At 62.1% G+C, this 21,113-nt stretch carries 15 protein-coding genes; 6 read left to right on the top strand and 9 right to left on the bottom strand.

Going from position 1 to position 21,113, the window contains the following annotated elements:
* Window positions 1–5: 5 nt before the first annotated feature.
* From U4Z31_RS15735 to U4Z31_RS15725, 3 genes are read right to left on the bottom strand one after another with little or no spacing between them, the layout of a single operon-like run.
* Entirely contained in the window at window positions 6–3,437 is a 3,432-nt protein-coding gene (locus U4Z31_RS15735) for an ATP-dependent helicase (protein WP_321810754.1), read from the bottom strand.
* 8 nt (window positions 3,438–3,445) lie between these two features.
* Window positions 3,446–4,084 (bottom strand): hypothetical protein, encoded by a 639-nt coding sequence (locus U4Z31_RS15730; protein WP_321810753.1) that lies wholly within the window; start codon window positions 4,082–4,084, stop codon window positions 3,446–3,448.
* Entirely contained in the window at window positions 4,081–4,854 is a 774-nt protein-coding gene (locus tag U4Z31_RS15725) for a hypothetical protein (RefSeq protein ID WP_321810752.1), read from the bottom strand. Before U4Z31_RS15725 ends, U4Z31_RS15730 begins: the two co-directional genes overlap by 4 nt.
* A gap of 523 nt (window positions 4,855–5,377) precedes the next feature.
* Between U4Z31_RS15725 and U4Z31_RS15720 the strand changes: the two genes are divergently transcribed.
* From U4Z31_RS15720 to U4Z31_RS37190, 3 genes are all read left to right on the top strand, one after another.
* A complete protein-coding gene (locus tag U4Z31_RS15720; protein WP_321810751.1) occupies window positions 5,378–6,577 on the top strand; it encodes a HEPN domain-containing protein in 1,200 nt (399 codons plus the stop codon).
* A gap of 980 nt (window positions 6,578–7,557) precedes the next feature.
* Window positions 7,558–10,473: a heme utilization protein gene (locus U4Z31_RS15715; protein WP_321810750.1), complete on the top strand. Its 2,916-nt coding sequence runs from the start codon at window positions 7,558–7,560 to the stop codon at window positions 10,471–10,473.
* Window positions 10,474–10,685: 212 nt separating this feature from the next.
* Complete coding sequence (locus U4Z31_RS37190; protein ID WP_415750285.1) at window positions 10,686–12,512, top strand: tetratricopeptide repeat protein; 1,827 nt, start codon at window positions 10,686–10,688, stop codon at window positions 12,510–12,512.
* Between the two features lie 57 nt (window positions 12,513–12,569).
* Here U4Z31_RS37190 and U4Z31_RS15700 read toward each other — a convergent pair whose 3' ends face one another.
* The 4 genes from U4Z31_RS15700 to U4Z31_RS15685 form a co-directional block, all read right to left on the bottom strand.
* On the bottom strand, window positions 12,570–13,349 hold the full coding sequence (locus tag U4Z31_RS15700) for a glycosyltransferase family 2 protein (protein ID WP_321810749.1): 780 nt from the start codon (window positions 13,347–13,349) through the stop codon (window positions 12,570–12,572).
* A 98-nt stretch (window positions 13,350–13,447) separates the two neighbouring features.
* Window positions 13,448–13,753, bottom strand: coding sequence for a flagellar protein FliT (locus U4Z31_RS15695; protein ID WP_044849186.1), 306 nt, complete (start codon window positions 13,751–13,753; stop codon window positions 13,448–13,450).
* Between the two features lie 40 nt (window positions 13,754–13,793).
* Window positions 13,794–15,260, bottom strand: a complete 1,467-nt coding sequence (fliD, locus tag U4Z31_RS15690; RefSeq protein WP_044849185.1) for a flagellar filament capping protein FliD — start codon at window positions 15,258–15,260, stop codon at window positions 13,794–13,796.
* A gap of 171 nt (window positions 15,261–15,431) precedes the next feature.
* A complete protein-coding gene (locus U4Z31_RS15685) occupies window positions 15,432–16,259 on the bottom strand; it encodes a flagellin (protein ID WP_321810799.1) in 828 nt (275 codons plus the stop codon).
* Between the two features lie 588 nt (window positions 16,260–16,847).
* Here U4Z31_RS15685 and rpsU point away from each other — a divergent pair.
* Window positions 16,848–17,060, top strand: a complete 213-nt coding sequence (gene rpsU, locus U4Z31_RS15680) for a 30S ribosomal protein S21 (RefSeq protein ID WP_006401410.1) — start codon at window positions 16,848–16,850, stop codon at window positions 17,058–17,060.
* Between the two features lie 288 nt (window positions 17,061–17,348).
* Here rpsU and U4Z31_RS15675 read toward each other — a convergent pair whose 3' ends face one another.
* Window positions 17,349–17,954, bottom strand: coding sequence for a DNA-3-methyladenine glycosylase I (locus tag U4Z31_RS15675; protein WP_124486856.1), 606 nt, complete (start codon window positions 17,952–17,954; stop codon window positions 17,349–17,351).
* Window positions 17,955–18,095: 141 nt separating this feature from the next.
* Here U4Z31_RS15675 and U4Z31_RS15670 point away from each other — a divergent pair, with 141 nt between their 5' ends.
* A complete protein-coding gene (locus tag U4Z31_RS15670; protein WP_321810748.1) occupies window positions 18,096–18,977 on the top strand; it encodes a BadF/BadG/BcrA/BcrD ATPase family protein in 882 nt (293 codons plus the stop codon).
* 267 nt (window positions 18,978–19,244) lie between these two features.
* Window positions 19,245–20,078, top strand: coding sequence for a Cof-type HAD-IIB family hydrolase (locus tag U4Z31_RS15665; protein ID WP_321810747.1), 834 nt, complete (start codon window positions 19,245–19,247; stop codon window positions 20,076–20,078).
* A gap of 110 nt (window positions 20,079–20,188) precedes the next feature.
* Here U4Z31_RS15665 and aqpZ read toward each other — a convergent pair whose 3' ends face one another.
* The gene (gene aqpZ, locus U4Z31_RS15660) at window positions 20,189–20,929 is read right to left on the bottom strand and encodes an aquaporin Z (RefSeq protein ID WP_044849180.1); all 741 of its coding nucleotides are present in this window, start codon (window positions 20,927–20,929) and stop codon (window positions 20,189–20,191) included.
* Window positions 20,930–21,113 lie beyond the last annotated feature (184 nt).

The following is a 21,113-nucleotide window of genomic DNA, read 5'->3' as shown; positions in this document are numbered from 1 at the left end:
CGTTTTCAGATTTTTTCCGGATCGATTTCTCCACCGGGAGATGCGTCGCAAATAAAGAAGTGCGGGCAGCGTGGACAACGCATCACGTCCTGCTCAGCCGGAAACTCGCAGCGACGCATCGCAGCAAGCATGGTTTCGCATTTCGCGATCTGCCCGCTGAGCTTCCTGTCGGTGGTCTTGAGAATCCTGCGCTCAGTCGTGGTCAGCGACACCACCTCAACAGCGTAGCGTGCTCCATATTGCTGTTGTCCGGCCAAGTGATACATCGTTGCATCCAGCGCGTCGTCCTCTTCCTTCGGGATGCGCTTGGTAAGCACGTATCGGATGACGTTGGGATCGCTTCCGGTCTGCGTTATGTCGTGACTCCTGATTCGCACGCTGCTTGCGGAACTGGGAAACTGCACGTGTACATCTTGTGCGACGGACACGCCCGTATCAGCCTTGAATGCAAGGAGCTGCTTCGCCATCCGGTGGGCCAGTGCGTTATAACGGGCTGCATAGGCGTGTTCTATGGGCCCCCGCTCCGCCCAGAGGCGCTCGAACTCGGCGGCGACGACTGCCTCGTCGGCCGGCCCGAGTGTTGGCCGCTCGCTGACCCAGTCAATTAAGCGGTGTACGCAGTCGTGAGTGCGTGCAAACGCGCTGTTTCGCTGAGCTGTCAGAATGCCGACGACATAGCTATAGAAAAAGCGTCTCGGACATTTGTCGTACGCACGTAACCAGGTTTGGGTCACGATCAGCTGTGTGGGCCAGCGCACACGCGGTTGTTCGTCCGTCGAAGCAGTAATGCCGTCATTGAACGTGCCGGCCGCCTCCGTCCTGACGTGGCTTCCAAGGCGTTGGAGATAGGGCGAGGCCGCTCTAGCCACCGTTTTCTGCGTCTCCGAGCGGTACAGGTGGAGCCGACGGCGAGCACGAGAGAGCGCCACGAAGAACAGGCACTCTTCCTCGTCCTTATGCGACGCTTCCTTCGCCTCTCTTGCCGAGAGCCCGGCGTAACCGGCAATCATGCCGTCGGGCGGTGGACATTTATCCGCCTGTCTGTTTGCCGGAACGCTTGCCTTTGAAAGTCCGGGCAGGTGAACCACGTCGAACTCCAGACCCTTGCTTCCGTGGGCGGTCAGGAGACGGGTGGCATCGAGATGTGCCGCCTCGTCGGGCACAACACGCAGGTCGCGCTCCTCGGTCATCAGCACCAGTTGCCTGATGCGATCGAGCAGCTGCTGCATGGGATGACCTGACCTCTTCCGCGTCGGTTGGTTGAGAAAGTCGAGAAACTGCCAGATGGCAACAGCCCGCATGCGGGCTGGCACGGAGTCCGATGCGGCGAGGTCACGGGCAATGGTCGATCGCTCCAGAAGATAGCTGCTCAGGAACTCCCACGGCGAGTGGGAAGTGAGACCGGCCAGGTCCTGCCTCAGCACGGAAAGCGCGGTCTGCCCTATGGCAGAGAGTCCTTCGATTTCAGCATCTGGCTCCAGCCACGCAAGTGGCGCCATGTTCTGCAGCCGGGCGTGCCGGATGATCGCCGTCGCATCTTCCAATGACATCTTGTATCTCGGCATCGTAGCGACTCGAATCAGACCGCCCGCGAATTTCTCGACAATGAGACTCATGAGGGAAAGCAGATCACGGATCTCGCTGCGCTCGAAGAGGCTTCCCAAGTAGAGGACCGGGATACCGCGCGCTTCGAGCCGATTCGCTATCGAGGCCAGCCGCGCATTTGTCCTGCAGAGCACAGCCTGCTGGGAGTAACTAAATCCGTCACTGCGACGCGCCAGAATGCTGGCGGCGATGGCATCTGCCTCGGCTTCCAGCGTAGGTGACGCACTAAAGAATACTGGCGTGTTGCCGGCCCCCGCCTGGGCCGTGAGCGAAAGGGACAGCGTGCCTTGCGACGCCCCCATCTGGGCAGAGAAATCCACAAAGGCGTCGACGATCTCGGTCGTGGAACGATAGTTGATTTCGAGTCGCGACTGGTCCGCGTTCGGAAAGTCAGAGCCGAAATTTGCCATGTTGGCGGGAGCGGCGCCCCGAAACCGGTAGATCGACTGACGCGGATCACCCACGACCCAGAGACGGGTCCCATCACCCGCGATGCCCCCCAGAAGTTGAACACTGGCGTAGTTGACGTCCTGGTATTCATCTACGAGCACGTGTCGATGGCGCTGCCGGACCTGCTCTCTGACCTCCTCATCGCGCTGGAGCAGTAGAGCTGGACGCATGACCAGATCGCCGAAGTCGACCGCGCCATGATTCTGCAGCATTCGCTGGTACTCGTCGTAAACGACGGCTACCTCGAGACTCTTTTCTGCCGCCTCCTGTGCCGTAGCGTCAGCGCAGGCCGCTGCTGCGTCCCGCATCTGCTCGCCGAGCCGACGGTAGGTATCGGGGTCGATAAGCTCGTCTTTGGCTCGCGAGATGGCGACGAGAACATCCTTCAGAATTCTCGCCGGATCCGAGAGGCTGTAATAATGGCGCAGCGGCAGTACTGGCAGAAGCTCTTCGAGCGCAACAATGGAGTCACTGCGATCATAAATGGGTGGGTCCGACGGTAGTCGAAGCCGATCGTAATAACGACGCACTAGATCCAGCCCAAAGGAATGGAAGGTGCCAACCCAGACCTGCCGGGCGCGCTCGCCAAGCGCGGCTTGCAGTCTCTCCGTTATCTCGCCGGCGGCCTTGTTCGAGAAAGTGAGCACCAGAATAGAGTCAGGCGTTTCTCCTTCTACGACGAGATCGACGATGCGCGCGATGAGCGTGCGGGTCTTCCCGGTTCCTGGACCGGCGATCAACTGAAACGGCGTCGAGCGATGGTTGACCGCTGCCTGCTGGGACGGATCAAGTCCAGCGGGACCGGTAGCGCTGGTTTCCTGCGAAGGAATGGGCTGCGGAGGCAGGAGAAGCACGTCCAGTAGCTGCTGTTTTACAAACCTGTCGGGTAGACCTGTTGCGGAACAGATGCCCGCCACGTTCATTGCCTGATCGAGATATAGGCGCGCGCACAACGCACGAGGCAACAGCAGTTCCCTGGCAAAAACGTTGGCCTCCAGTTCGCGTCTTTCATGCGGACCGTAGTCTCCAACCTTGCCGGGTGCTGTCGGACCGGGTTGTGCGGTTGCACCGGCGGTGTCCGTCTCATTGCAGACGAGCGGCTCGACGTGAAGACAGGCGTGGCCGATCTCGTGCGCCGTCACAGCGGCCATATCCATCGGCGATGATCCCGTCTCGACGTAGATATCCCCGCTCTGGGGATCGAGCACGCCTTTTGCGCCCTTGAGCTGCTTGTGTCCCGAAGGCAATGGGACGATCTGGAGATCGAGATCTTTCGCCGCAGCTGCAATCATGGCGTTGATATCGAGCGGGTTCACTCCGGTCGCAACCAGCTTCGTATGTAGTTCGGTAGCCCGTTGCCTCGCACCGCGAAACGAACTCATGATTGTCCTCAGTCGAGAAGAGACCTGATTTGTTCTTCACTCAGTCCTGACTGAACCAGAGCTTCCTTAAAATTTTCTTTCGAACCACTCTGAGGTTTGTCGTCGGACCGGAAACTAGCCATCTGCGATACCCCAGGTGGCAAATTGAGAAAACTCACAACTACTTCCACTGTCGCGTTGAATTCATGTGCGAGACGCTCCATAAAGCGTCGGGGAACCGTCCTGGCATCTATTTCCCGGTCGCGAAGCTGGTTGAGTACCAAAGTATTTATGCCGAGCCGGGACGCTAGGCTCCGATAGCTTGATCGGTCAAGAGAGTTCAATCGGGTTTCTATTCTTTTCCCACTTTCGTGAGAGTCCCCGAAGACGCGTCCAGTCTCTTCAAAGTACCGGTTCTGGAATGCGCTCGCGTACACCGACGCCTTCTCGATATCGCAAGAGTCAATCGCATCCATCTCGTCCACGCACTCGCTCTCGGACAGGCTTCCGTCCATGAGCTCTGACGCAAGGTTCCTCAATTGCGACTCAAACTGGGGATACCGTTCGACATAAGAGTCCAGCAGTTGCTGGTCCGGGACGTCCTGTTCAACGGAAAATTGTATTAATACTTCTCGCAGCACAGGAGTCGGTTTTCTGGTGGGATTCATTTACGCTCCTCGAATTTCGACAGCTTCTTCCCAGCGCTTTTGATGCGGTAGTGGACGGTCCGCTCGCTGAGTTGAAGCGTTTTGACGATGGTGGGCTCCGTCCCGTCTTTCGAATTGATTTTCATCCCTTTGAGGAAGTACAGATCCACAATCTGATGTTCTTCGTCCGTCAGGAGATGAAGTGCATCGTTGATCTCGGTGGCGAGCGCAGCTCTTTCAGGATCGGTCAGATCGTTGTGATCCGGCAGGACACGGTCGACGGCACCGTCATCATCAGTGGAACCGTCCACTGATTGATGCAGCGAATACCAGCGACTGTCCTCTGCGAGTCGGTGCAGCACAAAATAGTGCAGCGCCGGGACGAAGCGCACCTCGAAAAAATCCAGCTCGTCTTCGGCAGGATTTGCTGCGTCCTCAGCAAGCCGCAACGCGAGAGCGGAGCAGGTTTCGTCGAGCAGTACGTCGAGGTCGCCCTGATAGCGACCAGACCTCTGTCGTATCAGCGCTCTGACGCGCGCCATGAACACGGGGAAGAGTGCATAAAAGTCGCCGCCCCGGCCATCTTTGCTGGCGCTGCGTAACAGGCTGAGCAGTACTTCCAGCTTGACGTAGCTGCTGGAACGATAGTCAAGACTGGTGGCGGCGCCAGCAACCAGCTGTGCCTCGACTGACTCCCAGCGTTCGATACCGCGCTCAACGACTGGAAGGCGTACGTAAGTTTCGCCATCTGCGTTTTTTCGAGTTAAGGGTCTTGGCAAGATGTCCTCCACTGACGGTCGCCATGACAGTAAACCAGCCGGGCACGCTAAACCTGCAAAGTTTTTTCATACGGCGTCTGACACGTGCCCTGATTTATTTATGCAATACCATAATTTCCTTGCTCGCAATCCCGATTCATGGGTTACCGCCACGAACGGATCGGCTTCGCTGGTTGTCAGTTTTGAGTCGGAACTGAACATCCCGTCGGGAACAACGACAGAATGTTACGGCAGGTACTAGCCCCCCACGCGGAATGTAGGCAAGGTCGGTGAGTTCGGACGTTTGATATCTGGTCCCACCGGAAGCCGTAACGTCTCCTGTGAATTGCGGATTCAACCCGTCGATCGCGTCGGGCGGAACCCGGCCACTTACAGCCGCTCGACCAGCCGACCTGAATCGTCGACAATCATGGCTCCAGCTTGGATGGAAAACTTGACGGCTACGCTCAAGCAACCGAAAAGCCAAACCAGCACGCCTCTCACGGTAGCGGTTCCTTCGAGAGGGTCGTCAGCCATAAGCTTGTTAGACAACGTAATGAACTTCAAAGAATTAATCAGAAAGACAACAAGTTGTGTCGATTTCGGCACTAGGGAGCAGGCGCTAACATCTGTGAAAGCTTGGTTCGGAGAGAGCTACACGCTGTATGTGACTGATGGTGAAAATTACCTCCAGTGCTTAGAGGATATTTACGACGCAGATAAATTGATCGCCGAAAGGTTCAGTCGGGAGACTATTTACAAATTTATAAATAAACGTGTAGCTGAAATTAAGCTATCGGGTGAAGAATTCAATCAAGAATTGAACGATTTTTTCAAATTTTTCTATAGCATCACGCCCAAGACAATATCTGTTGTCGCCCCAATATCCGGTATTCGCTTAGATGGCGGAGCGCGAAGTTTTGATTTATCGATTTTTCGATTTGGCCACCTCGCCGATCTCTCTTTACCGATCGCCAATCAAGACGGAATGTACGTTTCTGTTGGCATCAGCGAAATCTACGACAATACGATTGCAATCGCTAAGGCTGAGGTTGCATTCTTAGATTTCGCTCGCTTAGTTGTCTTTTTCTCCGGTAAGCTCGATCAAAGCATACGGATAAGGACTGGCCTGCCTTTATACGTGGACCTCTCGCACGAACAAATGTATGTTAACACCAGTTCGTATCAGATCTTAGACAAAGCTGGCAATCCGGAATCCTCCAGCTTTACCAACAAGCACTTTGAAAAAATACCCATCAACAATGATTTCTTTCGCGCAAACGAGCAATTTGGAAAACTTTGGAGTTTGTACGAGACGAGGCACAAAGGAGGCAAGCTAACAGACATTGAATCTAGAATTTTGAACTGTGCCTTGGCGCTCGGCGAGTCAGCAATGACGTCCGATACGAGAAATTCGATAATATACACGTGTATTTCCCTTGAAATATTGCTGTCTTTTGATGAGGGCAGCCTTTTTCAGAAAAGCATCGGCGAAAAGCTATCTGATCTATTCTCTTTCATTGTCGCTAAGGATAGAGATTCTCGATTGTTTGTAGGGAAATTGTTGAAAAAAGTTTATGGCATGAGGTCGGCCATTGTTCACGGCGGAGAGAAAAAATTGTCAAACGAGAATCTCTCCATCAATATGCTTGTGCGGGCCGGGATCAATGACCTACTGAACGGCGACAGGTTCGTGAACGTTACTAAGATATCGCAACTGTATGAGCAGTTGAAGATCGCGCAAAATTCCTATTGAGGCCGCTAGCTAAAGTGTACCTTGCAAATCGTTGGCAAACGATCCGACTCCATCTCCCAGGACGGACCGGATCGAAGCTTTGAACATTGTGCTCCTTGACAGAGGGTCGAAGGCGAGATCGAAGGCCTTGTGATTTGCCTAGGCGAAACGGTCAGATCATTTTTGCGTTGTACTTGGCGGACGTCCGCTTTCCGCTGTCGTGGATGTCCCTTAGGGGTCGTGACGCACCAGTCGCGTTTGGCTCTAGCCGGGGCGTTTACCGCCTTTGAGTATTTTGCAATATTTTGTTACAAATAACCGTGGCGACAATGCTGCTGTACCCAAGGTCGTACCCACAAGGATGTAGGCCTCATTGAACGTCTTATTGGGCGCGGCTTTCCCCGATTTTTTCGATCCCAGCCGGGCGCCAAGCCTGATCGAGCATTCTTCGTTTCGATTCCCTTTTTTTGATCGTTCATCTCGCGTGCCTGACCAGGGCAACGTGAGGGCAACGCGCGCCGGTTGGCTCGGGCATCGACAGCGCGCGAGTCACTGATACGGCAGCTTGCGCCGCGCCGCTAGCCCGTGCGCGAGCGATCCAGACGCTTCCGCCGCTTCACTTCAACACAAGCCTGCGCACGCAGCCACCCGCCGACGCCGGGTGCGAAATGGCCGTCACGCGCTCGTGAAATCTTTCAGAACGCATTCAAATCCTGCCGCTGCATCGGCAGCGTCTCGCGCATGTCCCGGTGACATGCGATCGATCGCCTGATCTATCTAAAGTTTGTCGCTCCATGGTCGTTAATCAGTCGGGTGCAGGATAGGGCCAAATCAAAGTAAAGCGTCGGCTGACGGGGGGCAGTCTCGGACATGCCGCTTCTGAACAACGAACTTGGAAAGGATGAAGCATGACTTCGATCGTAACGGGCATGTCTACGGCGCAAATCGCGGCGCTTACGACGGCGCAGGCGCACGCGCTTACAGGGACTGACATCGGTGCAATGACGACCGACCAGGTCAAGGCGCTGACGACCGACTCGGTGGCTGCGCTGACCACGTCGGCAGTCGTCAGCCTCAGCACGACGGCTGTCGCGATTCTCAGCTCCGACCAGCTCGGCTCGCTGAATACGGCGGACATTGCCGCGCTCAAGACGAACCAGATTGCAGCACTCACGTCCGATCAACTCTCGAAGCTGAGCGCGCCCCAGGCCGGTGCGCTGTCGAGCGCTCAAGTGGCGGCGCTGACGACCAGCCAGGCACAGAACGGCCTCACGACGGACCAGATTCACGCGCTGACGACGGCGCAGGCCGCTGCCTTGTCGACGGCCGACGTCGCGGTGCTGACGACGGCGCAAGTCACGGCGCTGACGACGGCCGATGTCGCGGCGCTGAAGACGAACCAGGTCGCTGCGTTGACGACGACGCAGGTGCAGAAACTGACGACCGATCAGGTCAAGGCGCTGACGACCGCGCAGGCGGCCTCGCTGACGACGGCGCAAGTGGCGGCGCTGACGACCGACCAGGTGAATGCGCTGACGACGGCCGCGTTCGCGGCGCTGAAGCCGACGCAGGTCGCGGCACTGACGACGGCGCAGATCGCCAATCTGAGCGCGGCGCAGGAAGGTGCGCTGACGAGCGCGCAGGTGGCGGCGCTGACGACGAATCAGGTGCAGAACGGCCTGACGACCGACCAGGTCAAGGCGCTGACGACGGCGCAGGCCGCGGCGTTGACGACGGCGCAGGTCGCCGCGCTGACGACGGCGCAGTCGAGCGCGCTGACGACGGCCGATGTGGTCGCGTTGAAAGCGACTCAGATTGCGGCGCTGACGACGGCCCAGGTGCAGAACCTGACGACCGCTCAGGCTGCGGCGCTGACGAGCACGCAAATCGCCGCGCTGACGACGGCGCAGGTGCAGAACGGCCTGTCGACCGATCAGGTCAAGGCGCTGACGACGGCGCAGGCGTCGGCCATGACGACGGCGCAGATCTCGGCGCTGAGCACGGACCAGGTGAACGCACTGACGACGGCCGCATTCGCCGCGCTGAAGCCGACGCAGGTCGCGGCGCTGACGACGACGCAGATCACCAACCTGAGCGCGGCGCAGGAAGGCGCGCTGACGACCGCCCAGGTCGCGGCATTGACGACCGCGCAGGTGAAAAACGGCTTGACGACCGATCAGGTCAAGGCGCTGACGACCGCGCAAGCCGCGGCGCTGACGGCGGCTGACGTGACGGCGTTGTCCACCGCGCAAGCGACCGCACTGACGACGTCCGCCGTGGCCGCGCTGAAGACGGGCCAGATTGTGGCGCTGACGACGGCCCAGGTGCAGAACCTGACGACCGATCAGGTCAAGGCGCTGACGACCGCGCAGGCGCAGTCGTTGACGACGGCGCAAGTGGCGGCGCTGACGACGGACCAGGTGAACGCGCTGACGACGGCCGCGTTCGCGGCGCTCAAGCCGACGCAGGTCGCGGCGCTGACGACGGCGCAGATCACCAATCTGAGCGCGGCGCAGGAAGGTGCATTGACGACCGCGCAGGTGGCCGCGCTGACGACGAGTCAGGTGCAGAACGGCCTGACGACCGATCAGGTCAAGGCGCTGACGACCGCGCAGGCCGCGGCGCTGACGGCCGCTGACGTAACGGCGCTGTCGACGGCGCAAGTCACGGCGCTGTCGACGGCGAACATCGCGGCGCTGAAAACGCCCCAGATCGTCGCGCTGACGACGACGCAGGTGCAGAACCTGACGACCGATCAGGTCAAGGCGCTGACGACCGCGCAGGCGGGCGCGCTGACGACGGCGCAAGTCGCGGCGCTGACGACCGACCAGGTGAACGCGCTGACGACGGCCGCCTTCGCGGCGCTGAAGCCGACGCAGGTCGCGGCACTGACGACGGCGCAGATCGCCAATCTGAGCGCGGCGCAGGAAGGTGCGCTGACGAGCGCGCAGGTGGCGGCGCTGACGACGGCTCAGGTGCAGAACGGCCTGTCGAGCGATCAGGTCAAGGCGCTGACGACGGGGCAGGCAGCGGCACTGACGGCGGCTGACGTCGCGGCGTTGACGACCGCGCAGGCGTCGGCGTTGACGACGGCCGACGTCGCGGCGCTGAAGGCGACGCAGATCGCAGCGTTGACGACGACGCAGGTGCAGAACCTGACGACCGACCAGGTCAAGGCACTGACGACCGCGCAGGTGACGTCGCTGACGACTGATCAGGTCAAGTCGCTGACGACCGACCAGGTGAACGCGCTGACGACGGCCGCCTTCGCGGCGCTGAAGCCGACGCAGGTCGCGGCACTGACGACGGCGCAGATCGCCAACCTGAGCACGGCGCAGGCCGGCGCGCTGACGACCGCACAAGTGGCAGCGTTGACGACGAATCAGGTGCAGAACGGCCTGACGACCGACCAGGTCAAGGCGCTGACGACCGCGCAGGCGGCCGCGTTGACGACGGCCGACGTCGTGGCGCTGACGACGGCGCAATCGAGCGCGCTGACGACGGCTGACGTGGCCGCGCTGAAGACGAATCAGGTCGCGGCACTGCGCACGGATCAGCTGCAGAACCTGACGACGGCTCAGGCGGCAGCACTGAGCTACACGCAGATCGCGTCGCTGACGACGGCCCAGGTACAGAACGGCCTGTCGACCGATCAGGTCAAGGCGCTGACGACGGGGCAGGTGGCGGCACTGACGACGGCTGACCTCGCGGCGCTGACGACGACGCAGACCGCGGCGCTGTCCACGGCGTCGATCGTGGCGTTGAAGACGAGCCAGGTGATTGCGCTGACGACGGCCCAGGTGCATAACCTGACGACCGATCAGGTGGCTGCGTTCACGACGACCCAGGTGCATGCGCTGACGTCGGCGCAGGTGGGGGCAATGACGACCGATCAGATCCAGCAGCTCCACTTCTGATCAGTCGCGTTGCATGGCGCCGGGGTTCCCGGCGCCATCCCGCCTCGCCGGCATCGGGCAAGGCGTGAGTACTGGCAGGTTAAACTGCCGGCCACGCGTGACGTGGCGGCAGCCGCCCGTCACGGGCAGGCGAGGAGGCGGCGCGCCGTCGTGCCCGCGCGGCGGCTGACGGGCAGCCGTCCGGCGGACTGCCGTACTTTACGGTATTGCGTATGAGTGAAGTCATGGTTTCGTCTGAAGAAAATTTTGCTGCCGATCTTCTGCTCGCGTGGCACGGCAAGATCGACATGACGGGTCTCTTCGAGCGCGCGGGCGCGCTCGAAGCGAACCGGCAGTTCGAGCTGGCGGCGGTCCTTTACCGGACCTGGCTCGAGCGCAACGTCGCGCCGTTCAATCATTTCGTGTACTTCAACCTTGGCGTCGCGCTTTTCAACGCCAATGACATCGAGGCCGCGAAAAAGGCACACTACACGGCCATCGAGCTCGCGCCCGATTTCATTCATCCGCATTTCAATCTGGGTGTCATGTGCGAGCGCATCAACGAGCTCGACACGGCGATCGCGGAATGGACGTGGGTCGTGGAGCACGCGTCGGCTGATCATCCCGAGCAACGGCCGCTGCGGCTGTCCGCGCTCAACAACCTCGGGCGCGTCCATGAAAACCAGCGGCGTTACGCCGATGCGCTGGCGTGCCTGACGGAAAGTTTGCGGATGGAGCCGAACCAGCCGGACGTGCTGCACCACTGGGTGTTCCTGCGGGGCAAGCAGTGCGAGTGGCCCGTGTTTGCGCCCGTCGAAGGCGTCGATCCGGACCTCATGCGACAGTCGACTTCCGCGCTGGCGATGATCAGCCAGTCGGACGATCCGGCGGAGCAATTGTCGGCGGCCCGGCATTACGTCGACACCAAGATCAACGTCGACGTGCCCGCGTTGTCCGGCAACAAGGCATATGGTCACGAGAAGATCAGGATCGCGTATCTTTCGTCGGATTTCTGCCTGCATCCCGTTTCGATGCTCACGGCCGAGCTGTTCGAATTGCACGACCGGCGGCGTTTCGAGGTGTACGGCTATTGCTGGTCGCGCGACGACGGCTCCGCGCTGCGCAAGCGGATTATCCAGTCGATGGATCATTTCCATCGCATCGACGCGATGAGCGACGAGGCCGCCGCTCGGCTGATCCGTGAACACGAGATCGACATCGTCGTTGACCTGCACGGGCAGACGCTCGGCGCACGCACGGACTTGCTTGCCTATCGGCCGGCGCCCATCCAGATCACGTATCTGGGCTTGCCGGCCACGACCGGCCTGCCGTACATCGATTATGTGATCGCCGACCGGTTCCTGATTCCGGAAGCGTACGCGCACTTCTACTCGGAGAAGCCGCTGTACATGCCGGACATCTACCAGGTCAGCGATCGCAAGCGGGTCAGTGCGCCGGCGCCGTCGCGCGCAAGCTGCGGCCTGCCGGAAGACGGCTTCGTCTTTTGTTCGTTCAACAACAATTACAAGTTCACGCCCGAGGTGTTCGGCGCCTGGATGCGGATCCTGCAGCGGGTGCCGGCAAGCGTGCTCTGGTTGCTTGCCGACAATCCATGGGCCGAAGCCAATCTGCGAAAGGAAGCGGCCAGGCACGGCATCGACGGCGGACGCCTCGTGTTTGCGTCTCGCGTCTCGCCGGAGAATTATCTTGCCCGGTTTGCGGTCGCGGATCTGTTCCTCGATTCCTTCCCGTTCAACGCCGGCACGACGGCGAACGACGCGCTCTGGATGGGGCTGCCGGTTCTGACGCTCTCGGGCAGGAGCTTCGCATCGCGGATGGCGGGTGCGATGTTGTCCGCCGCGGGCATCGAGGAATTGATCACCTACGATCTGCAGGCATACGAGGAGAAGGCGGTGGCGCTCGCCAGTGCGCCGGATGAGTGCGAGCGCCTGCGAAAGGTGCTGAACGCCGAGCGCAGGGATGGCGTATTGTTCGACACGCCGCGATTCGTCAACAATCTCGAGGCGCATTTTTCGCGTCTCGTCGGCGCGCTGGACTGATCGGCGCGCCGGTCGGCCGCCTCCCCGGGCAGGCCGACCGCCGGATCGCGCCGCAGGTCAGAAGTGGTCGAGATCCAGCACGATGCCCGCCGAGGCCATCAGCCGCTGGCGGTTCAGGCGGACGTCCGTATTGGGGGCTGGATGCCGCTGGTAAAGCGCGAGCATCGTCGAGGCGATCAGGTCGTCGCGTGTATTGCCGCGTCGCATATTCTCCTGCGCGCCGGCCGGGCTCTTGTGAATGACGACTGAGCTGAGCGGGACATGAACCATTGCGCGTCCGGAAAGACACGCGAGCAGGAAGTCCCAGTCTTCGTAAATCTCGAGATCGGTCGCATATCGGACGCGCGCGACGACGTCGTCGCGATACGCGATGCAGCTGTTCGGCACGCGATTCAGCACGTAGACGCTGTCCGCGTCGACATCGCCGATGCGCACCGTTTCGATCGAGGTCGTGCGTGGCGGATGCGTCGTGCGATCCTCGTAACACACCTTGAAATCGCAAAACAGGATTTCCGGCTCGTCGGCGCCGATGCTTCGGGCCAGCGCGTCGAGGTGCGTCGGCTCAAGCGTGTCGTCGTCGTCGAGGAACATGACGTAGCGCGATTTGCCGAGCGAGAGTCCGATGTTGCGGCTTTCGGCCGGCCCGGGCGCGCCGCTGCGGATCACGTGGACGTAGCGCCCCTGCAATGCGGAAAGCTCCTCGAATGGCGGCATGTATGTCGCGCTATCGGAGACGACGATGACGGTGAAGTCCTGCCACGTCTGGTCGATCAGGGACTGCAACGTCCGGCGCAGCAGCAGTGGCCGGTCGTGGGTGGCGATGATGACGGTAAACACGATGAACCGGTAATGAGTGGAATCCGCTCGCCCGGCGAGCGATTCCCGCCGGGCGATGACGCGAGATCATCAGGCGCGGCGGGCACCGGGGCGTTCGTTCAGAAACCCGCGATCCGCTGATATTGCAGCGCTGCTTCCGTGCGGCCGATAGCCGTCTTGAACTCGGCCTGCAGCTCTCGTTGTGTCGTTTGTGCGTCCGCCATCACGGCCGCGTCGATCGCCTCGATGCGCTTCAGGATCGCCAGCGCGTCGGGCGATTGCGGGGCGGCCAGGGACATCAGCAGCGGCGAGCGCTGTTCGACGAGGCTCGCCGCGCCCGGCCAGTCGGCCATCGATGCCGCATGTTCGATTGCCTGCGTGAGCGACCACACGCGCTCCAGCAGAGTGATCGGGTCCGTCGTCATGTTCTCTCCCATGTTGATCCGGCCGCGGCAACGCCTGCCGCTATGCCTTGTTCGTGGCCAGCGCGCCCGCGCTGTTGGTGCCGCCGAACAGTTGCGTCAGGTACTGCGAATTGTTTTGCATCTTTGCCATCAGCGTATTGAGCGCGGTGAATTGCGTATTGTACTGATCGGTGAGCTGGCTGGCGTATGCCTGCAGCGCCGTGGCCTGCGTTTTCGCAGCGGCGAGATCCTGGTTCAACGCCGTGACGCGCGTGTCGATGATGCCGCCCGTCTGCAGGAATGTCGTGATGTTGCTGTTGAGCGTCGCGCCTACGCCGTTGGTCGCGTTGAACGCGGTCGCCACGGATGACGGATTGTTCGCCAGCGCCGACGACAGGGCCGCGCTGTCGACGCTGAGCGTGCCGTCCGGCTGAAGATTGAGGCCGATCGCGCTCAGGCTGATCGTGCTGCCGCCGCTCGTTACGCCCTGGGCCACCTTGGTGGCCAGCGTGTTGACGATCGAATTCAGCATCGAGTCGCCGATGAGCGGGCCCCCCTGGCTACCGGCGGCTGCGCTCGAATTGAAGCTCGACAGCGACGATGCGGTGCTGACGAACGAGTTGTATGCGGAGACGAACGCGTTGATCGTATTGGTGGCGGAGGTGTTGTCCGGCGAGACCGAGAGCGTTTGGGTCGTCTTGGCCGACGAAGCAGACAGGTTGATCGTCACGCCCGTAATCGCGCCCGTGATGGTGTTGCTCGCGCTAACCACGCTGGTGCCGTCGATCGAAAGCTGCGCGTCCTGCGCGGGGATCGTCTCGTTGTAATTGTTTGTCGCTGCACCCGTGTTATCGACGGTTGCCAGCGCAGCCAGCCCGTCCGTCGAATTGGTCGACACCTTGATGGTGTTCGCCGCGCCCGTGACGTTGGACGTCAGCACGAGGTGCGAGCCGTCCGTGCCGGTGACGACCGTGGCGGTCACGCCCGGATTGCCGCTTCCCGTGTTGATCGCATTTGCGATGTCGGCGAGCGTGTTGGTGCCGGACTTGATCGCGACTGTCATCGGCGTGCCGCTGCCGAGCTGGATCGTCAGGTTGCCGGTGCCGACCTGGTTCGTCGATGGAATTCCCGTGATCGACGAGAGCTTTTGCGCCGTCGCTACCTGCGTCACTGCGACCGAATAGCTGCCCGCGACCGCCCCCGTCGACGTCGTGGCCGTGAGGCCGCTGCCGCTCGCGGATGCCGTGAATTTTGACAGCGCCGAGCCGTCCGTAAGGCCGGACAGTGCGCTTTGCAGCGACGAAAGCGACGACTTGAGCGAACCGATCGCGGACAGCGTCGTGTTGTCGAGCGTTTGCCGATTGGTGTTCTGGGTCGTTTGTGCGGCCGTCTTCGCTGCGACCAGCGCGGACACGAGCGACGAGACGTCCGTATTCGAATTCGTCACACCGCTGATGATCGATTGGGCGGCTGCCGCCAGTGCGCTGTTCGCCGATGTGGTGGTAGTCGTCGACATGTAGGACTCCATTCGATGAGATTAGTCCTGCGCAACGGTCGGGCAGGGCGACGTAATGCGCGAAGCACGAAAAGCAAAATGCTTACCCGACGTGATCGGATAAGCATTGGGAGGAAGGGCATTCCCGTTCCGATGGCGCCGCCGCGTCGATCGCGATCTCGCGGCGCGCGCCGTCCGGCTTGCTTAGCCCAGGAGCTTCAGCACTTGCTGCGGCATCGAGTTCGCTTGTGCGAGGACCGAAATGCCGGCTTGTTGCAGCACCTGTGCCTTCGACAGGTTGGCGGTCTCCTGCGCGAAGTTCGCGTCGGTGATCTGCGCGCTTGCTGCGTTCAGGTTCGTCGATTGCGCCGTGGTCTGCGAGATCGCTGCCTGATAGATGTTGATGTCGGAACCGAGCTGAGCTTGCGCGGTGTTGACGGTGCCGAGCGCGGTGTCGATCGTGTTCATCATCGCTTGCGCGTTGGCGACGGTCGTCACGCTGCCGGTCAGGCCGAGCGTCGCCGTATCGTACTTGCCGCTCAGGTCGAGCGACAGTTGCTGGCCGGACTTTTCGCCGATCTGGAAGGTCAGCGGCGTGCCTGCGGCGTTCGCGCTGCCGTCGAGCAGGTTGATGCCGTTGAACGTCGTTTGGCTCGCGATACGGCCGATTTCGGTGATACGCGCTTGCACTTCGGTGTCGAGGTTGCTTGCAGCAGCGGTGCCGATCGACGAATCGGATGCCTGAACAGCGAGCTGGCGGATACGCTGCAGGTTGGCGGTGATTGCCGACAGGCCGCTCGATGCGGTCTGAGCCATCGACACGGCGTTGTTCGCGTTCGACACACCCTGCGTGTATGCGTTGATCGACGCTTGCATCGTCGTCGAGATCGCGAGGCCTGCCGCATCATCTGCCGCGGAGTTGATGCGCTTGCCCGACGACAGGCGGTTGATCGCTTGCGACAGCGCGTTCTGCGTCGACGAGAGGTTCGTTTGAGCGGTCTGCGAATAGATGTTGGTGTTGATGTTCAGCATTTGGATCCTCGTTTGGAAAACGCCGTTTGATTGACTGGATTCGGGGTTCGGCGTCGCGCTTTCCGTGTCCCGCGCTGCCCGCCTTTCCTGGTTGTCGGCGCTGATTCGGGGAAACTTTAGGGCCGCATCGAACACTATTCTTGCGGCGCGATGCCGCGCATGTGTCTCGTGCGTGTCGCCTCGGTGGGGTGCGGCGCATCGTGGCGCGGCAATGCGCTTCGTCGGGCAGTGAGGTCGGCCCTCATGGGAGGGGCGCGCCTGGCCTTCGCCGATCGGACATGGCGAGCGGCTCGTGCTGAATTGCAACGGAAAAGCGGTAAACCTGTAGGCGAAGCTGCGTTTAACTGGTATGATGGCGGGCTGAATTGAGATTTTCTGTCACGCCTATGCCGTCTCGGCATTCCTGCTGGCAGTCAAACGCGGCGCTGCACGCGGCTTGTGAAGCGTACCCGCGGTGCTTTGTGCCTCTCTTTTCCGGCCTCCGAGGCCGTATTTCCGCTCGTTTCGCCTGTTGTGGGGACGCCCGGATGGCCGGTGCGTGGCGCTTGGCCGCTACGTTTTTGACCGTTTAAGCAATTTAGGAACGACATGACGACGATTCTTCTGAAGGAAAACGAGCCGTTCGAAGTGGCGATTCGCCGCTTTCGCCGTGCTATCGAAAAAAATGGCCTGATCGCTGAACTGCGCGAACGCCAGTCCTACGAAAAGCCGACCGCAGTCCGCAAGCGCAAGAAGGCAGCAGCCGTCAAGCGCCTGCACAAGCGCCTGCGCAGCCAGATGCTGCCGAAGAAGCTCCACTAAGAGCGTCTACGGTTCGCCGCGAAACGGCGGAGCGTGCTTCGAAAGAAGCCGCTCCGCCGTTTTGCTTTTCGGGGCCGGAAAAGGTTGCAGATCGTGGCGGAAAAGTGGCCGATCGACTGCCGGACGGTCGAATGGCCGCACGGCGGTTCCGCCGGCAGCCAACGGGCAAGGCCGCCGACGTGTTCACCGGGAAATCGGCGCCGCGTTCGGGTTCGCCTTGCGCGGATCACCTGGCGGCGCGTGCTGACGTGCCGGTGCGGCAAGCCGACCAGCCCGTGAGCTTCGCCGTCAGCCCGCCTTGCGGCGCCGTGCCGGCTGCTGCTTGCCGCCGAGCGCCGCGCATTGGGCGTGACACGGGCAACCGGTCTCATGGTCGTTGACCATCCCGGTTGCCTGCATCAGCGCATAGCAGATCGTCGAGCCGACGAACTTGCAGCCGTATTCCTTCAGCGCCTTGCTGAGCGCATCCGACTGGGCAGTCGACGCGGGCGCGTCGCGATACGACTGCCATGCGTTCTGGACCGGCGTGTGGTCGACGAACGACCACAGGAATTGCGCGAGCGATCCGTGATCCTCGCGAATGCGCTGCACGGCCCGTGCATTGGTCACCGCGGATTCCACCTTCGCGCGATTGCGGACGATGCCGGGGTTCTCGAGCAGCTTCTCGATGCGCTTCGGCGTGAAGCGCGCGACCGCGTCGACATCGAAGTCGGCGAACGCCTCGCGATAGCCGGCGCGCTTGTTCAGGATCGTCGACCACGATAGCCCCGCCTGCGCGCCTTCCAGAATCAGCATTTCGAACAGATGGCGATCGTCATGCGACGGCACGCCCCACTCGGTATCGTGATAGTGAGCATCCGCTTCCGTCTTTACCCAGTTGCACCGCTGCGACATCGCCGGCCTCGTTCCAGTGTCGATTCGATCGTGCCAGCATAGCGGAAGGCCCATTCACGGTATAGCTGGCCGAACGGCAGATGGGCGTGCGGCGCCGATCCGGTTAAGCTTGGCGCCTGTTCGAATCAGCAGGATCAACGCATGACGGCATTCCTTTTTGCGATCGGCATCGACGGCGGCGGCACGGGTACCCGCGCGGTACTCGCCGACCGGCACGGGCGCGAACTCGCGCAGGGGCGCGGCGGCCCGTCGGGGCTCGGCCTCGGCATCGAGCGCGCGTGGGCATCGATCGGCGCGGCCTGTGCCGACGCATTCACGCGGGCGGGGCTCGCGTTCGACTGGTCGCAGTGCGCGCTCGGCTGCGGGCTCGCGGGCGTCAACAATGCCGCGTGGCTCGCCGCGTTCCGCGCGCAGGCGCCGCTCGACGCACTGGCGATCGAAAGCGACGCTTATACGACCGCCGTCGGCGCGCACGGCGGTGCGCCGGGGCTCATCGTCGCGCTCGGTACGGGCAGCATCGCGGCGGCGCTCGACGCCGCGGGCGACTGCCGCATCGCGGGCGGCTTCGGCTTTCCGTCCGGCGATGAGGCGAGCGGCGCGTGGCTCGGCATGCGCGCGCTCGCGTACGCGCAGCAGGCGCTCGACGGCCGCGTGCCGTGTGACGCGTTTGCCGGCGCGCTGCTCGCGGAAACGGGCGCGCACGATCGCGACGCGCTCGTCCAGTGGTCGTGCGATGCGAACCAGACGATCTACGCGCGCCTCGCGCCGATCGTGTTCGCGCACCGCGACCATTCTTATGCGGCGGCGCTGATCGCGCAGGCCGGCGACGAGATCGGCAAGATGATCGACGCGCTCGATCCGCAGCAGGCGCTGCCGGTCGCGCTGTGCGGCGGGCTGGCCGACGCGCTGGCACCGGCCGTGCCGGCACGCCATGCGGCGCGGCTGCGCGCGCCGCTCGACGATTCCGCGCACGGCGCGTTGCGGCTCGCGCTGCAGGCGTTGAGGGCGGCTGAAGCGGGGTGAAAGAGGCGCGTGGGCGGCGTGCGGCGAGTGGGCCGAGCTGGCCGGGCGGGTCGATCAGGTAAAGCGACGGGCGGGCACGTTGAGCGGACAAACTGGACCGAGCTGACGGAGCAAACCGAGCAAACCGCCTGCCCCGGCCGAACCAGCGACGCACGGAAACCCGAACGCCCTGAAACCCGCCCCCATTTCCCGACCACCCGGCGCGCCCCCGGGCACGACGTTAAAATGGCGGCTCCGCAGCGTCCTGCGCGCCACTCCCCCATCCCCATGTACAAAGTCATCGCCACTGATCTCGACGGCACCCTGCTGAACAGCGACCACCAGCTCGATCCGTACACGATCGAGACCGTCCGCCGGCTCGACCGCGACGGCCTGCAGTTCGTGATCGCGACGGGGCGTCACTACGCGGACGTCGCCGGCATCCGCGACGTGCTGGGCATCCGGCCGTACCTGATCACGTCGAACGGCGCGCGTGTGCATGCGCCGGACGACACGGCGATCCATGCGCAGGACATCGATCCCGCGATCGTCCGCGGCCTCGTGCAGCCGGGCGTGACCGGTGCGCACGGGCGCGTGATCGTCAACCTGTTCACCGATCGCGGCTGGCTGATCGACCGCGACGCGCCGCACCTGCTCGAATTCCACCAGGATTCGGGCTTCCGGTACGACGTGATCGACATGGCCGCGCACGACGGCGCCGACATCGCGAAGGTGCTGTACATCGGCGAGCCGGCCGATCTGGCGGTGGTCGCGGAGCAGATGCGCGTGCGGTTCGGCGATGCGCTGTACGTCACGTACTCGCTGCCCGACTGTCTCGAAGTGATGACCGCCAACGTGTCGAAGGGCCGCGCGCTGCGTACGGTGCTCGCGCGACTCGGCGTCGACGCCGGCCACTGCATCGCGTTCGGCGACAACATGAACGACATCGACCTGCTCGAAACGGCCGGCCACGCGTTCATGATGAACAACGCGAACCCCGACCTGATCGCGCACCTGCCGCACATCCCGCGGATCGGCAACAACTTCGATGCGGGCGTCGCCCGCCACCTGCGCACGCTGTTCGCGCTCGAAGGCACGCGCGACGGCGTCGCCGCTTCCTGAGCTGAGCGGCAATGAAAAACGGGCGCCAGCGGCGCCCGTTCAAATTACCTGCCTCGATGTTGTTCGACAGCGTGAGGCTCGCTGCTCTGCTCGCGTGACCCCGTAGTGTTTTATTCGCTAGTGCGAGCGGATGCGGGCACGAGGCCGACGGCATCGTCGCGCCCCGCGATCAGCGGGTAGACGATCCCCGCAATTGCCGCGCCGATGATCGGCGCGACCCAGAACAGCCACAGCTGGCCGATCGCCTCGCCGCCCACGAACAGCGCGGGGCCGGTCGAGCGGGCCGGGTTCACCGACGTGTTGGTGACCGGGATCGAGATCAGGTGGATCAACGTCAGGCACAGGCCGATCGCGATCGGCGCGAAGCCGGCCGGCGCGCGCTTGTCGGTGGCGCCGAGAATCACGAACAGGAAGAAGCCCGTCATCACGACTTCGCAGATGAACGCCGCGCCGAGCGAGTAGTGGCCGGGCGAGCGCTCGCCGAAGCCGTTCGTCGCAAAGCCGCTGCCGACGACGTCGAAGCCCGGCTTGCCGGTCGCGATCAGGTACAGCACGAACGCACCGAGCGTCGCGCCGACGACCTGCGCAACGATATACGGCGCGAGATCGCGTGCCGGGAAGCGGCCGGCGACCGTCAGGCCCACGCTGACGGCCGGATTCAGGTGGCAACCCGAAATATGGCCAATCGCGAATGCCATCGTCAGCACGGTCAGGCCGAAGGCGAGCGCGACGCCGGCGAAGCCGATGCCGAGGCCCGGAAAGGCTGCGGCCAGCACGGCGCTTCCGCACCCGCCGAGCACCAGCCAGAACGTGCCGAATACCTCTGCAGCCAGACGCTGAGAAAGATTCATGTAAGGATCCCGTTCAAGTGGGTTGAAGACAAACGGATGACCGGATGATTTATTCCGTCACCCCGAATTGGTCTGGATTATAGGAAATGAATCGGCTGGGTGAGGGTCAACGATTGTTAAATTCGAATGGCTGACGAATGGTTTTTATTAGAATAAGTCCGCATTCTCGATATAGCCGATTCGG

It is taken from the genome of Burkholderia sp. BCC1985 (genome assembly GCF_905339915.1).
Taxonomy (GTDB): domain Bacteria; phylum Pseudomonadota; class Gammaproteobacteria; order Burkholderiales; family Burkholderiaceae; genus Burkholderia.
The sequence above is the reverse complement of the archived record's forward strand: the minus strand, read 5'-3'. Positions and strand labels throughout refer to the sequence as shown.